Annotated in this window: 13 protein-coding genes; 2 read left to right on the forward strand and 11 right to left on the reverse strand. The window is 69.3% G+C overall.

Annotated elements, in window-relative coordinates:
• Positions 1-57 precede the first annotated feature (57 nt).
• From WFI52_RS11330 to WFI52_RS11375, 10 genes are all read right to left on the reverse strand, one after another.
• Positions 58-1,155, reverse strand: coding sequence for a UDP-N-acetylglucosamine--N-acetylmuramyl-(pentapeptide) pyrophosphoryl-undecaprenol N-acetylglucosamine transferase (locus WFI52_RS11330; RefSeq protein ID WP_336626995.1), 1,098 nt, complete (start codon positions 1,153-1,155; stop codon positions 58-60).
• A 46-nt stretch (positions 1,156-1,201) separates the two neighbouring features.
• The gene (gene ftsW / locus WFI52_RS11335) at positions 1,202-2,452 is read right to left on the reverse strand and encodes a putative lipid II flippase FtsW (RefSeq protein WP_336626996.1); all 1,251 of its coding nucleotides are present in this window, start codon (positions 2,450-2,452) and stop codon (positions 1,202-1,204) included.
• A 14-nt stretch (positions 2,453-2,466) separates the two neighbouring features.
• Entirely contained in the window at positions 2,467-4,008 is a 1,542-nt protein-coding gene (gene murD / locus WFI52_RS11340) for a UDP-N-acetylmuramoyl-L-alanine--D-glutamate ligase (protein WP_442927751.1), read from the reverse strand.
• Positions 3,990-5,099, reverse strand: coding sequence for a phospho-N-acetylmuramoyl-pentapeptide-transferase (gene mraY, locus WFI52_RS11345; RefSeq protein ID WP_336626997.1), 1,110 nt, complete (start codon positions 5,097-5,099; stop codon positions 3,990-3,992). Before mraY ends, murD begins: the two co-directional genes overlap by 19 nt.
• Complete coding sequence (locus WFI52_RS11350) at positions 5,096-6,520, reverse strand: UDP-N-acetylmuramoyl-tripeptide--D-alanyl-D-alanine ligase (protein ID WP_336626998.1); 1,425 nt, start codon at positions 6,518-6,520, stop codon at positions 5,096-5,098. The genes mraY and WFI52_RS11350 overlap by 4 nt, the downstream gene beginning before the upstream one ends.
• Positions 6,521-6,550: 30 nt before the next feature.
• A complete protein-coding gene (locus WFI52_RS11355) occupies positions 6,551-8,365 on the reverse strand; it encodes a peptidoglycan D,D-transpeptidase FtsI family protein (protein WP_336626999.1) in 1,815 nt (604 codons plus the stop codon).
• 4 nt (positions 8,366-8,369) lie between these two features.
• Positions 8,370-8,972, reverse strand: a complete 603-nt coding sequence (locus WFI52_RS11360; RefSeq protein WP_336627000.1) for a hypothetical protein — start codon at positions 8,970-8,972, stop codon at positions 8,370-8,372.
• A complete protein-coding gene (gene rsmH / locus WFI52_RS11365; protein WP_336627001.1) occupies positions 8,969-9,928 on the reverse strand; it encodes a 16S rRNA (cytosine(1402)-N(4))-methyltransferase RsmH in 960 nt (319 codons plus the stop codon). The genes WFI52_RS11360 and rsmH overlap by 4 nt, the downstream gene beginning before the upstream one ends.
• Before the next feature lie 97 nt (positions 9,929-10,025).
• Entirely contained in the window at positions 10,026-10,457 is a 432-nt protein-coding gene (gene mraZ / locus WFI52_RS11370) for a division/cell wall cluster transcriptional repressor MraZ (RefSeq protein WP_076691039.1), read from the reverse strand.
• Positions 10,458-10,627: 170 nt separating this feature from the next.
• Positions 10,628-11,014, reverse strand: coding sequence for a DUF3040 domain-containing protein (locus tag WFI52_RS11375; RefSeq protein ID WP_336627002.1), 387 nt, complete (start codon positions 11,012-11,014; stop codon positions 10,628-10,630).
• A gap of 81 nt (positions 11,015-11,095) precedes the next feature.
• On the opposite strand from WFI52_RS11375, the gene WFI52_RS11380 reads away from it, so the two are divergent.
• On the forward strand, positions 11,096-12,184 hold the full coding sequence (locus WFI52_RS11380; protein ID WP_336627003.1) for a polyprenyl synthetase family protein: 1,089 nt from the start codon (positions 11,096-11,098) through the stop codon (positions 12,182-12,184).
• Positions 12,185-12,244: 60 nt separating this feature from the next.
• Here WFI52_RS11380 and WFI52_RS11385 read toward each other — a convergent pair whose 3' ends face one another.
• On the reverse strand, positions 12,245-12,595 hold the full coding sequence (locus WFI52_RS11385; RefSeq protein ID WP_336627004.1) for an Rv2175c family DNA-binding protein: 351 nt from the start codon (positions 12,593-12,595) through the stop codon (positions 12,245-12,247).
• Between the two features lie 220 nt (positions 12,596-12,815).
• Here WFI52_RS11385 and WFI52_RS11390 point away from each other — a divergent pair, with 220 nt between their 5' ends.
• The gene (locus tag WFI52_RS11390; RefSeq protein WP_442927758.1) at positions 12,816-13,814 is read left to right on the forward strand and encodes a LysM peptidoglycan-binding domain-containing protein; all 999 of its coding nucleotides are present in this window, start codon (positions 12,816-12,818) and stop codon (positions 13,812-13,814) included.
• The last annotated feature ends 20 nt before the right edge of the window (positions 13,815-13,834 follow it).

Below are 13,834 nucleotides of genomic sequence, written 5' to 3' on the forward strand. Positions count from 1 at the left end.
CACACGTGGTGTCCGGTGCGGAGTACGCGCCACTCTGCGGAGTAGGTGTGGTGCGGTTCAGCGCCCCAGCGCGCGGTCGATCTGCGCGATGACGTTCTCGGTACCGTTGCGTGCGGCGGGCGCGATGCGCGCGGCGGCCGCGCGCATCGCGTCCTGGGCTCCGGCATCCTCGAGGAGTGGAACGATCTCCGCGCGCACCCGGTCCGCCGTGAACTGTGAGTCCGGGATGAGCCGCGCGGCGCCCGCTGTGACGGCGGATGCCGCGTTGCGGGCCTGCTCGCCGTTGCCGACCGCGTACGGAACGTAGACGGCGGGCAGTCCGAGCGCCGTCAGCTCGCTCACGGTCGCCGCACCGGCGCGCGAGACGATGAGGTCGGCCAGCGCGAACGCGAGGTCCATCCGGTCGAGATACGGCACAGCGACGTAGGCCGGATGCCCGGTCGACGGCACGTCGTTGCGTCCGCCGACGGCGTGCAGGATCTGCCACCCCGCGCCGACGACATCCCGCCAGGCACCGGCGAACGCGTCGTTCAGACGTACGGCGCCGAGCGATCCCCCGAAGACGAGGAGCACCGGACGGGCGGGGTCGAGCCCGAAGTACGCCGCCGCCTCCGCGCGCATTTCGGTCCGGTCGAGGGCGAGCAGTTCGCGTCGCAGCGGCATCCCCACGACTTCGGCACCTCGCAGCGGCGTCCCCGGGAACGTGACTCCGACGGCGGCCGCCCCGCGCGCGCCCAGGACATTTGCAAGTCCGGGGCGTGCGTTGGCCTCGTGAACGACGACGGGCACCCGCTCACGCCGGGCGGCGACGTACGCCGGAGCGGACGCGTATCCACCGAATCCGACGACGACGTCGACGCCGTGCGCACGGATGTGCGCACGCACCTGCGCGATCGCCCGCTGCCACGCCACCGGGAAGCGAAGCGCGGCACCGTTCGGCCTGCGCGGAAATGGCACCTTGTCGACGATCAGCAGCTCGTAGCCGCGCTCGGGCACAAGACGCGATTCGAGCCCCTCCCGCGTGCCGAGGACGAGGACGGATGCCTCGTCCGCGCGGGCCCGCAGTCCGTCAGCGACGGCGAGGAGCGGGTTCACGTGCCCGGCGGTCCCCCCGCCGGCGAGAAGGTAGGTCGGTGCTCGATGCTCGGTACTCATCGGTTCGAGGGTAGCGGTCTGCTCGAAGCGAAGCGGACCGGTCCGATCACCGCGCGAGCGGAGCGGTCGCACGCGCGGGCAGCGTGCGCGCGAACGACAGGAGCACACCGCACGCGACAAGCACCGACAGGAGCGACGTGCCGCCCTGAGACATGAACGGCAGGGGCACGCCCAGAACGGGGAAGATCCGCAGCACGACGCCCATGTTGACGATGGCCTGGCCGACGATCCAGACGGTGATACCGCCCGAGACGATCCGGATGAAGGGATCGTGGGTCTTGCGGATGACGTGGAAGGCCCCGATCGCGAACAGCGTGAAGAGCACGAGGACCACGATGCACCCGACGAGGCCGAGCTCTTCGCCGATGATCGCGAAGATGTAGTCGTTCGCCTTCGCCGGCAGCCAGCCGTACTTCTCTCGCGAGTTGCCGAGGCCCAGTCCGAAGATCCCTCCGCTGGCGAGCCCCCACACCCCGTGGACGGCCTGATAGCAGTCCCCGACCGCCGCGTTGTAGCACGCCGTCGAGTCGAAGTTCACGAGGCTGCTCATGATGCGCGCCATGCGGTTGGGGCTTGTGACGGCGAAGTACACCGCCGCGACGACGACGAGCAGGAGCGGCACGACGAACAGGCGCAGGCGCACACCCGAGAAGAAGAGGCATCCCAGCAGGATCGCCATGAGGATGAGGCCGGTGCCGAGGTCGTGGCTGCCCACCGCGACGAGACCGATGACGAGGCCGCCGATGGGCACGACGGGGATGAAGACGTGCTTCCACGACGTCAGCAGCGACTGCTTGCGGTACAGCACGTAGCCGAGCCAGAGGGCGAGGCTGAGCTTGAGGAACTCGGAGGGCTGCGCCTGGAAACTGCCGACCTGGATCCAGTTCTGGTTGCCGTCATTGATGACGCCGAGGGGCGTGAACACGAGCAGCTGGAAGAGTGTCGTCAGGATCAGACCCGGCCACGCGATCTTCTTCCAGAACGTCACCGGCAACCGAGAGGCGATGAACATCAGCGGGATGCCGATGATCGCGAATGCGGCCTGCTTGAGCACCGTCTCGAACGGGCCTTCACCGGCCGCGAGCGAATCGGCCATCGTGGCCGAGAGGACCATCACGAGACCGAACCCTGTGAGGATCAGCGCGGTCGACGCGATGAGGAGGAACTCCGCCGGTACGGCCGACGAGATGCGTCCGAGCGAGACGCGGGCGGCGAAACCGGCGCCGGCGGTCTCTGCAGGCGCAGCCGCAACTCCTGCGCTGGTCGGTCGGGTGCGCCCCGTCGTGGTCGTGGCCACCGGCACCCCCGTCGTCACTTCGCGGCGTCTCCGCCGAATCTGTCCTGCACGGCTCGCGCGAAACGCGTGCCGCGGTCGGCGTAGGACGCGAACTGGTCGAAGGATGCCGCGGCCGGAGCGAGGAGGACCACGTCTCCGTCACGGGCGATCCCCGCCGCCAGCGCGACGACCTCTGCCATGACGTCTTCAGTCTGAGCGTGGTCGACCTCGAAGAGCGGAATGGCGGGCGCGTGTCGCCCGAACGCCTCGACGATCCCGGCCCGCTCGACGCCGATCACGATCGCCGCCTTCACGGCGGCCCCACGCGCGGCCACGAGGTGCGCGATCTCGACGCCTTTCAGCTGACCGCCGACGATCCAGACCGCACCGGGGAAGGCGGCGAGCGACGATGCCGCGGCGTGCGGATTGGTGGCCTTCGAGTCATCGATCCATGTGATTCCCGCCGCGACCGCGACGATCTCGATGCGATGCGGGTCGAGGCGGAACTCGCCGAGAGCCCGCGCGACCGCCTCGGGCGCGACATCCAGCGAGCGCGCGAGGGCAGCGGCGGCGAGGGTGTTCGCCACGATGTGCGGCGCTGCGAGGCCCCGCACCGCGAGGTCCGCAACTGTCGTCAGCTCGAGCGCACTCGTCCGGCGATCCTCGAGGAAGGCGCGGTCGACCAGGATGCCGTCGACGACGCCCATATCGCTGGGTCCCGGCACGCCGAGATCGAACCCGATGGCGCGGCATCCTTCGATCACCTCGGCCTCTTCGACCATCTCGCGAGTCGCGTCGTCCGCCTTGTTGTAGACGCAGGCCACGCGCGTGTTGCGGTAGACGACGGCCTTCGCGTCGCGGTAGGCACGGAAGGAGCCATGCCATTCGAGGTGATCGTCGGCGAGATTGAGGCACACGCTCGCATGCGGCGAGAGCGCGCCCGCGCCGTCGGCGAGGGAGAGGTACCAGAGCTGGTGGCTGGAGAGCTCGACGACGAGCACATCGAAGCCCGCGGGATCACGCACGGCGTCGAGCACAGGCACACCGATGTTGCCGACCGGCGCCGCGCGCAGGCCGCCCGCGACAAGCATCGCCGCCGTGAGCTGCGTCGTCGTCGTCTTGCCGTTCGTCCCCGTGATCAGAATCCATTCGGCGGGCGTTCCGTCCGGCCGCAGCACCTTGTCGCGCACGCGCCAGGCGAGCTCGATGTCGCCCCAGAGCGCGATGCCCTGTTCGCGCACCCACGAGATCACCGGGTGGTGCGGCGGGAAGCCCGGGGATGCCACGACGATCTCGGGCGCGAAGTCGATGAGGTCCTGCGGGGCCGCGGACAGGTCCCCCTCCCACAGTCGCGCCCCGACGACCGGGACGAGCCGCGCGTACTCCTCGCTCGCCGACTCCGTCACGACAAGTACGTCTGCGCCGAGCTCCGCGAGAGTGTCGGCAGCGGAGAACCCGGTCACCGAAAGCCCCAGCACGGCGACGCGCGCACCGCGCCAGTCGGCGTGCCAGCTGTTCAGAGCCTCGAGGTCGCGCGGTGTCGCGCGGGCGGCATCCGTCACTGCGCTGCCAGCCACTCGACGTAGAAGAGGCCCACGCCCATCACCGCGAGGATGCCCGCGATGATCCACATACGCACGACGATCGTGATCTCGGGCCAGCCGCGCATCTCGAGGTGGTGGTGGAACGGGCTCATGAGGAAGAGACGCTTGCCGCCGGTCGCCCTGAAGTACCAGCGCTGCAGGATCACCGACCCCGGGCCGATGATGAAGATGCCCGCGATGATGATCGAGAGGATCTCGGTACGCGAGAGCACGGCCATCGCCACGATGACGCCGCCGATCGCCATCGAGCCGACGTCGCCCATGAAGATCTTCGCCTTCGGCGCGTTCCACCAGAGGAACCCGACGAGAGCACCGACGAACGACGCCGCGATGATCGTCAGGTCCATCGGATCGGCCGTGTCGTAGCACGCTGCCTGGTAGGCCGTGACGAGGGCCTCCGACGTGCAGCGCTGCTGGAACTGCCAGAACGTCACGAGGCTGTAGGCCGAGACCGTGAAGATTCCCGCGCCCGTCGCGAGGCCGTCCAGGCCGTCGGTGAGATTCGTCGCGTTCGACCAGGCGACCGAGAGGAACGAGATCCACACGAGGTAGGCGATCCACCCGATGACGGTGCCGAGCGCGAGGAACGAGAGCATGGGGATGTCGCGGAAGAACGAGATGTACGGGGATGCCGGAGTCTGCCCGACGCTGTTCGGGAAGTTCAGCGCGAGGACGCCGAACGGCACCGCCACGATCACCTGACCGACGATCTTGCGCCAGCCGGAGAGGCCGAGGCTGCGCTGCTGACGCACCTTCATGTAATCGTCGATGAAGCCGATGGCGCCGAGACCGACCATCATCCAGATGACGAGGAGGCCTGAGATCGACGGCGGCGATCCGCCTGTCAGCGTGCCGACGAGGTAGCCGACGATCGACCCGAGGATGAAGATCACGCCGCCCATCGTCGGCGTGCCGCGCTTGGCGTGGTGCGAGGGGTTGTGCCCATCCTCGGGCGTGCGGATCACTTGGCCCCAGCCGAGCTTCTCGAACAGCCGGATGAACAGGGGCGTGAGGAAGAGGGTGAAAGCCAGCGAGATCGTGGCGGCCGAGAGCAGAGATCTCACGAGAACGATTCTCCCAGACGATCGCCGAGGTGGCGAAGTCCCGCCGCGTTCGACGACTTCACGAGCACCCGGTCCCCGTCCCGCAGCTCGCTGAGGAGGTAGTCGTACGCCTCGTCGGCCGTCTCGAAGAAGACGGCTTCGCCGTCCCAGGAGCCTTCGCCGATCGTCGAGATGAACAGGCGTCGCGCCTCGCGGCCGACGACGACGATCCGCTCGATGCGCAGCCGTACGGCGAGAAGGCCGACGCGGTCGTGCTCCTCACCCGCGGCATCCCCCAGTTCGCTCATCGCACCGAGAACGGCGACCTTGCGCTGCCCCGGCTGCGCGATCTGCGCGAGGGTCCGCAGCGCTGCCGCCATCGAGTCCGGACTTGCGTTGTAGGCATCGTTGATGATGCGGACCCGATCCGATCCGAGCGGCTGCATGCGCCAGCGTTCGGCGATCTCCACGGTTTCCAGACGCGCGATCGCGTCGGCGGGATCGATGCCGAGCTCGCGCGTGATCGAAATGGCCGCGAGCGCGTTCATGACGTGGTGCTCGCCGAGGACCTTCAGACGCAGCGGCATCCGGCGCTCGTGGTCGCCCTCGCGCACCACGATCGTGGACACCGTGCCGGCGGCGGTCACCTCGACGTCTTCGGCGCGCACCTCGGCGCCCGGGCCGCGTCCGAACCAGCGCACGGAGACGTCGCGGGATGCCGCGACATCCGCCATGGCCGCCACGCGCGAATCGTCCGCGTTTAGCACCGCGACACCGCCCGGGCGGATCGCCTGGACGAGCTCGGTCTTCGCGCGCTGCGTCGCCTCGATGCCGCCGAAGCCGCCCGCATGCGCGAGCCCCACCATGAGGACGGCGCCGATATCGGGGATGACGAGGCCCGCGAGCCGGGCGATCATGCCGCCCTGATCTGCGCCGAACTCGCTCACGAGGAAGCGCGTCGCCTCGGTCACACGCAGCATCGTGAGCGGCGCACCCACGTCGTTGTTGAAGGAATTCCGCGGGGCGACCGTCTCGCCTTCGTCCTGGAGGATCCGCTGGACGAGGTTCTTGGTCGTCGTTTTGCCGTTCGAGCCCGTGATCCCGACGACACGGAGATCTCCGGCCGCGCGCACGCGCGCGACGACGGAGCGAGCGAGGTCCGCGAGCGCCTGGACGACGTCGGGGACGATGATCTGCGAAATCGGCGCGTCTACGTGGTGTTCGGTGAGCGCGAGAGCTGCGCCGGCCTCGGCCGCCGCACCGACGAAGAGGTGTCCGTCGGTGACCTCACCCGGCTTCGCGACGAAGATATCGCCGAGGCCGATCTCACGAGAATCGGTGTCGACCGCGCCGGCAACGGTCGTGTCGCCCGTGTCGCCGCGAGCGGGCTCGAGTGTGCCGCCGACGGCGTCTGCGAGCTCTGCGAGGGTCATCCGGATCATGTGTGCAGGTTCCTCACGCGGCGGGGCGCGTCACTGGGTGACGGGGAGCAGGGGCGTCGCTTCGTTCGACGGCATGATCCGATAGTGCGTGAGCACCTGCATCATCGCCTTCTTGAAGACGGACCGGTTCGCGGACGACATCCGGTTGGTCTTGGGCTCGTCGAAGAGCGTCAGAACAACGTACTGCGGATCCTCGGCGGGCGCGAAACCGACGAGCGAGGTCATGAACAGCCCGTCCTTGTACCCGCCATTGCCGTCGGGCACCTGCGCCGTGCCGGTCTTCACGCCGAGCCGGTACCCCGGGATGTTGATGTCGGCGGCGAGCGTCCCCTGGGCGTAGACGTTCTCGAGCATCTGCGAGACCTGCGACGCGGTCTCGGGCTTGATGACCTGCACCGGGTCCGGCTCGTCGGGCGTGACGACGGTGCCGTCGGCCTCTGTGCACGATTCGACGAGGCGCGCCGGCATGCGCACGCCGCCGTTCGCGATCGTCTGGAACACGCTCACCACCTGCGTGGGGGTCACCGTGAACGCTTGGCCGAACGTCGTCGTGTAGTAGGTCTGGTTGTCCCAGTCGGCGGCATCCGAGCTGAAACCGGCGTCCGGGGAGCCCGACCAGTTCAGCGCATCGCCGCCCCCGACGCCGAAGCGCTCGAGATACTGCTGACGCACCTCCGGCGAGACGGTCGTGCCGAACTGCGACATTGCGACGTTCGACGACTCGACCAGGCCGCCGGTGAGGGTCAGATTCTCCGTGGGGTGATTCTCGGAGTCGTTGATCACGGCGCCGTTCGGGAACTCGATGCGGTCGGGGGTCTCGACGGCGGACGTCGGCGTGAGACCGGCCTGCTCGATGGCGGTGGCCGCGGTGACGGGCTTGAACGTGGAGCCGGGCTCGTACGAGACGCGGAGCAGGCGCGACCCGCGATCGTCTGCTGCCGACGCCCCCGGGTCGTTGGGATCGACGGTCGGCGTCTCGGCGATGGCACGGATCTTGCCGGTCTTCGCCTCCATGACGATGATCCCGCCCCAGTCCGCCTGGTAGTGGCTGGTCTCCTCCGCGATCAGTTGCTGCATGTACCACTGCAGGTCGCCGTCGATCGTGAGTTTCAGGGTGCCGCCGTCGACAGCGGGCGTCTCCTTCTCGGTACCGGGGATGATGACGCCCGATGTCCCGCGCTGGTAGGTGATCTTGCCGTCGGTGGGCTGGAGGCACGACTGCTGGAGGTCCTCCAATCCCTCCAGCGGCGTGCCGTCGGAGCCGACGAAGCCGAGGATGTTTCCGGCCACCGCGCCGTCGGGGTACACGCGCGACGGGTGCTCGTCGTAGTAGAGGAACGGGAGCTTCAGGTCGGCGAGGGCACGGTACACCTCTGTTGAGACGTAGCGCTTGATGGTCGCGTACTGAGAGCTGGCATCTTTCGCCAGGGCGTCGGAGACGATCTTCTGCACATCGTCGGCGGTCTGTCCGGTGACTGCGGCGATGCGCCCCGCGAGCTCGGGCCAGGCGATCTTCTCATTCTCGCCGTCCGGTCCCGTGATCGGGTTGCCGTCGGCATCCTCCCTGTCGATCCCCTGCACCGCGAGGGCCGGGTCGATCTGCACGTCGTACAGGCTCGTGCTCGTCGCGAGCACCGTGCCATCGGTGTCGACGATCTGGCCTCGCGCGCCGTACAGCGTCTGCGACGCGCCCGTGGCAAGACTCTCGGCCTCGGAGATGTGGTCGTTCGCGTTCACGACCTGGATGTCGACGAGGCGTACGACGAAGGCGGCGAGGACGCCGAGGACGACAGCCAGCGCGACGACGGTGCGCCGACGCGGGCTGCGGGTTGCGCGAGTCGTCATGAGATCAGTGTGTGTCGGGTGTCGGCAGACCGTCGGCGATCGCAGGGGGTGTCGAGGATTCCACGCCTGCGGCGATCGCCTCGTCGGCGACGCTCGCCCCCGAATGGAGGGTCGCCGCGGGGTCGTTCACAAGCGGCACCCCCGCGACGAGGGCGTTCGAGACGGCGGCCTGAGTGAGCGCGTTCACCGAGCTCGCGCCGTTGGAACCTGCATCGGTGCCGACGATCGCGCTGTCGCTCAGCCGGAGGTATGTCGGCGCCTGACCCGTCACCATTCCGAGCGCGGCCGCGTTGGCGGCGAGGTACTGCGGAGAGCTGAGCCCCGCAAGCGAGTCCGTGAGCATCTGCTTCTGGTAGTCGAGCCCCCGCTGCTGACTGGACAGTGCGGACAGTTCGTAGGAGCTCTGCGTCGTCAGAATCGACAAGCCCATCTGCGCCGCGGCGATGAGAACGGCGCCGGCGACAGCGATGATGCCGTAGAGGAGGCGGGGACGGCGACGCGGCAGAGGACGCTCGAGTGCGCGGAGCCGGCGCGCCGGCTCGGTCTCCGGTGCGCGGTGGGGCGCCGCAGTGAGCGAGGGTCGGACCGGGGCTGTCGCGATGCTCATCGCGCCTCCGCGATTCTCTCGGCCGCGCGCAGACGCACGGGGGTGGCACGGGGGTTGCGGGCGCGCTCCTCGTCGGACGCGAGCTCGGCGCCTTTCGTGAGCAGACGGAAGCGCGGCGCGTGCTCGGGCAGTTCGACGGGCAGTCCCGCGGGCGCGGTGGATGCCGCCGCCTCCGCGAACTCCCGCTTGACCAGCCGGTCCTCGAGCGACTGATAGCTCATGACGGCGATCCGTCCGCCGACACGCAGGAGGCCCATCGCGGCCGGAAGGGCCCGCTCGAGCACGGACAGCTCGGCGTTCACCTCGATGCGCAGCGCCTGGAAGACGCGCTTGGCGGGATGGCCGCGACCCTCTCGTTGCACCGCGACCGGCGTCGCAGCGACCAGGACATCGACGAGTTGCCCCGACCGTTCGATCGGGGCTGTCGCCCGCGCCGCGATGATGGCGCGGGCGTACCGGCCAGCGAGCTTCTCCTCGCCGTAGCGCTCGAAGATGCGCCGGAGGTCGCCCTCACCGTACGTCGCGACGACCTCTGCGGCGGTGATGCCCTGCGTCTGGTCCATGCGCATGTCGAGGGGGGCATCCTGCGCGTACGCGAATCCTCGATCGGCCTCGTCGAGCTGGAGCGACGAGACGCCGAGGTCGAAGAGGATGCCGTCCACGCGCGAGGCGCCGGCGGACGCCGAGGCATCCGCGATGCCGTCGTAGACGGTGTGGATGAGCGTCACGCGATCGCCGAAGCGCGCGAGGCGCTCCCCCGCGAGGCGCAGGGCGTCGGTGTCGCGATCGAGACCGATCAGACGTACCTCCGGGAAGCGTTCCAACAGTGCTTCGGAATGTCCGCCCATGCCTTCCGTGGCGTCGACGACGACGGCGCCGGGCCGCGTGAGAGCCGGCGCGAGCAGCTCGATGCAGCGCTCGAGCAGCACGGGGGTGTGGATGTCCGAAGTGCTCATGATGTGCGGGGCGGGATCCGGAGCTCCGATCCCCATCCGCCTGACCTGGCACCGGGGAAGTGTGTCAGGGCGTGCGGCTGGGAGTCGGAACCACGGGTCAGAAGAGGCCCGGAATCACCTCCTGCTCCATGTCGGAATAGCTGTCCTCGTTGCCTTCGGCATAGGCGTTCCACGCCTCTGCGTCCCAGATCTCGGCGTGCGCGCCGACACCCGTGACGACGAGCTCGCGACCGAGATTCGCGTACGTGCGCAGGTGCGGCGGGATCGTGATGCGGCTCTGGCTGTCCGGCTTCTCGTCGCTCGCCCCGGAGAGAAACATGCGCTGGAAGTCGCGCGCCTGCTTGTTGGTCAGAGGCGCCTCGCGGATCTTCTCGTAGACGCGCTCGAACTCCTTCGTGCTGAACACGTACAAGCACCGCTCCTGACCGCGGGTCACGACGACGCCGTCCCCCAGATCGGTGCGGAACTTGGCGGGGAGGATCACGCGACCCTTGTCATCGAGCTTGGGGGTGTAGGTGCCCAGAAGCATCCACGACCACCCCCCTTCGCTCCGACCCGCCTCAGGTGCACACCACTTTACTCCACTTCCCTCCACTTCACTATGGTTCCGACGCGGTTTCCCTCCCCAAAACGCGAAAAAGCACCGACCCGGAGGTCGGTGCTTTCGGTGGGCCGGGCGACAGTCCGGTTACGTGCGTGTCAGTGGTCGCCCTGTCGGCGGTCCCAGCGGTCGTTCATGCGGTCCATGAAGGAGGATGAGGGTCCCGACGCCTTCTTGGCGGCCGTCGGAGCGGACGAGTCGCCCGCCATGCCGCCCTTGCCAGATGCGGAGCCGCGCCCGGGCGTCACGGCGAGGACCACGCCGGCGACCATCACCACGAAGGCGATGACGCCCACCACGATGAGGCTGCTCGAGACGCCGAAGACGAGGCCGCCGAGGCCGAGGAGGACGAGAACAGTGCCGTAGACGATGTTGCGGTAGCTGAGCGTCTGTCCGTCACGGGGCGCGACGACATCCGCGTCCTTGTTCATGAGATGGCGCTCCATCTCATCGAGCAGGCGCTGCTCCTGTTCTGACAGCGGCATGCGTGCCTCCTTGAGGCCGGGTCGAGCTGGCGATTCGGTGCACACGATTCTAGTCGTGCACTCGAGAACTAGGCTAGGCCCGTGACCCCTTCCCCGGCGCCGATCGAAGCAGTTTCCCAGCGACTGGCAAGCTTCCTGCAGGCCCGGGTGGACGAATGGGGCTTGTCGGGCGCAGAGGCCACGGCTTTCGTGGAGAACGCCGCCTCGACCCTGTCAGGTGGAAAGCGTCTGCGCGCCCGCTTCTGCGTCACCGGCTGGCGGGCCGTCGCCGAACCCGACAGCGCTCCGGCGGCACCGCCCGAGGCGGTCCTCGCCGCCGCCGGCGCGCTGGAGATCTTCCATGCCGCAGCCCTCGTCCACGACGACATCATCGACAACTCCGACACGCGCCGCGGCCGCCCTGCGGCACACCGCGCGCTCGAGGCCCACCATGGCGCTTCCCGCTGGGCGGGAGCGGGTGGGGCATTCGGTCGTTCCGCGGCGATCCTCCTCGGAGATCTCCTCGTCGCGTGGAGCGACGACCTGCTCGAAGACGGCCTCCGCGCCGCCCCGCACGCCGCCGCAGCACGGAGCGTGTACGCGCTCATGCGCCGCGAGGTCACAGTCGGGCAGTTCCTCGACATCGCGGAAGAAGCCGCCTTCATCACGGCGCCCGACACCGACCACGCGGAGCGGGCGCTGCGCGTCGCATCGCTGAAATCAGCCCGCTACTCGATCGAGCACCCTCTGCTTCTGGGCGGCGCGCTGGCCGGCGCGAGTGCCGCGCAGTCGGCCGCGCTGTCGGCGTTCGGCCACCCGCTCGGCCTCGCGTTCCAGTTGCGCGACGACGTCCTGGGCGTCTTCGGCGACAGCGCTGTGACAGGTAAGCCCTCGGGTGACGATCTACGTGAAGGCAAGCGCACGGTGCTCATCGCGTACACGCGCGAGGCCCTGGATCCGGTCGCGAGACGGACGTTCGACGCGCTCGTGGGCGACCCGACACTGGATGGCGCACAGGTCGCCGCCGCGCAGGAGACGATCGCCGCCTCGGGTGCGCTCACGCGAGTCGAGGGCCTCATCGACGCCTACACGCAGGAGGCCGATCAGGCGCTTCGGGGTGCCCCCCTCGCCGCGGGTGCGGTCGAGGAGCTGCGCGCGCTCGCACGCGACGCAACCGCTCGCGCATCCTGAGGCGTGCAGCGTCGACTGACGCGTCGGTGGATCGAGACGACGGCGCGGCAGGCGTCGCGCTCAGGCGAGCGTCTGCGCGACGCGGCGCACTTCGCTCTTGCGTCCGCGGCGGAGCGCCTCGATCGGCGCGAGTCCGATCGACTCCTCTTCGCTGAGCAGCCAGTCGATGAGCTCGTCATCGCTGAACCCGGCATCCTGCAGCACGATGACGGTGCCGCGCAGCGACGACAGCGGCGCGCCGTCGATGATGAACAGGGCGGGTACGGCGAAAACTCCCGTGCGCTTGCTGCCGACCAAGGCGCGGTCGTCGAGCAGTCGGCGGACACGGCCGAGCGGCTCGCCCAGCACCTCGACGAGGTCGGGAAGGGTCAGCCAATCGGTCGAGGCGGAGGGGGATGCGGCGTCACTCACCCTCTCACTATCGCAGGTTCGAGGCGTGCGTCGAAGCCGCACTGCCGCGGGTGAAGCGGACGTGGCGATCCCCTGAAATCACATTCGTCACATTGGCCTCAGAGGTCACACTCATTGACACGTGTTCACATCCGTGTCACGGTAGCCGGGTCGAAGAAGGGGGAAGTTCTTGCGACCGCTGCTCTTGCCGACGTCGTCGGCCCTGACCGCGACGACAGCGATGCTCGGGTCGGTGTCCCTCGCGCTCGCCGGCACGTCGGGGGCCCCTGCGGCGGCGAAGGCCGCAGCCCCGCTCATCGATGCCGCCCCCGTCACACTGCGCGCGGTCACGCCTCCGCCGCTCGCGCTCCTCCGCTCCGAGGTCTCCCCGCCCGAGACGTATGTCGTGGTCGCCGGCGACACCGTGAGCGGCATCGCGGAACGGTTCGGGCTCGCCACAGCCGACGTCCTCGCACGGAACGGCCTCGACTGGTCGAGTCTCATCCACCCCGGTGACGAGCTAAAGCTCTCCGGAACGGCGGCGGCCGACGCCGAGGCGGACCGTGGGCCCGGGGACGCGCCCGGCACGGCGGCAGGGAACGGATCAGGCCCAGTGGCGTCTCGCGTCGTCACCTCCGGCGACACTCTGTGGGCGATCGCCGCGGAGGCCGGCGTCTCCCTCGACGCACTGCTCACGGCCAATGCGCTGGCGCGGGACGCCATCATCTATCCCGGCCAGAGCCTCGCGCTGCCGGGAGCGGCCGACGCCGCAGCCCCCGCGGACGCGGCCCCGATGGAACCCGCCACCGCCTCGGTCGAGGCATCCGCGGTCGTGCTCGACGACGAGCAGATCGCGAACGCACGCATCATCATCCAGGTCGGCCGGGAGCGCGGCGTGCCCGACCGTGGCATCGCGATCGCTCTCGGCGCCGCGATGGTCGAGTCCTGGATCCGCAACCTCGACTGGGGCGACCGCGACTCGCTCGGCCTGTTCCAGCAGCGCCCGAGCGCAGGGTGGGGAACGGCGGATCAGATCCTCGACCCGGCACGCGCGGCAGCGGTGTTCTACGGCGGCCCCGGCGACCCGAACGGCGACGCGACGCGAGGCCTTCTCGACATCCCGGGGTGGGACGCCCTCCCCTACGCGGAAGCCGCGCAGGCGGTGCAGATCTCCGCGCACCCCGACCGCTACGCGGCCTGGGAGCAGCAGGCCTACGCCTGGATCTCGGCCCTGGGCTGATCTAGACGGCTCCCCTCGGC

Source organism: Microbacterium sp. MMO-20, assembly GCF_037147735.1.
Lineage (GTDB): Bacteria > Actinomycetota > Actinomycetes > Actinomycetales > Microbacteriaceae > Microbacterium.

Bases quoted from the DNA above. Each gene is read 5' to 3' on its own strand.
- mraZ (WP_076691039.1), bottom strand. From the start codon at position 10,457: ATGCTTCTGGGCACCTACACCCCCAAGCTCGATGACAAGGGTCGCGTG.
- WFI52_RS11350 (WP_336626998.1), bottom strand. From the start codon at position 6,520: ATGATCCGGATGACCCTCGCAGAGCTCGCAGACGCCGTCGGCGGCACA.
- WFI52_RS11360 (WP_336627000.1), bottom strand. From the start codon at position 8,972: ATGAGCATCGCGACAGCCCCGGTCCGACCCTCGCTCACTGCGGCGCCC.
- rsmH (WP_336627001.1), bottom strand. From the start codon at position 9,928: ATGAGCACTTCGGACATCCACACCCCCGTGCTGCTCGAGCGCTGCATC.
- WFI52_RS11355 (WP_336626999.1), bottom strand. From the start codon at position 8,365: ATGACGACTCGCGCAACCCGCAGCCCGCGTCGGCGCACCGTCGTCGCG.
- WFI52_RS11390 (WP_442927758.1), top strand. From the start codon at position 12,816: ATGCTCGGGTCGGTGTCCCTCGCGCTCGCCGGCACGTCGGGGGCCCCT.
- WFI52_RS11375 (WP_336627002.1), bottom strand. From the start codon at position 11,014: ATGCCGCTGTCAGAACAGGAGCAGCGCCTGCTCGATGAGATGGAGCGC.
- WFI52_RS11330 (WP_336626995.1), bottom strand. From the start codon at position 1,155: ATGAGTACCGAGCATCGAGCACCGACCTACCTTCTCGCCGGCGGGGGG.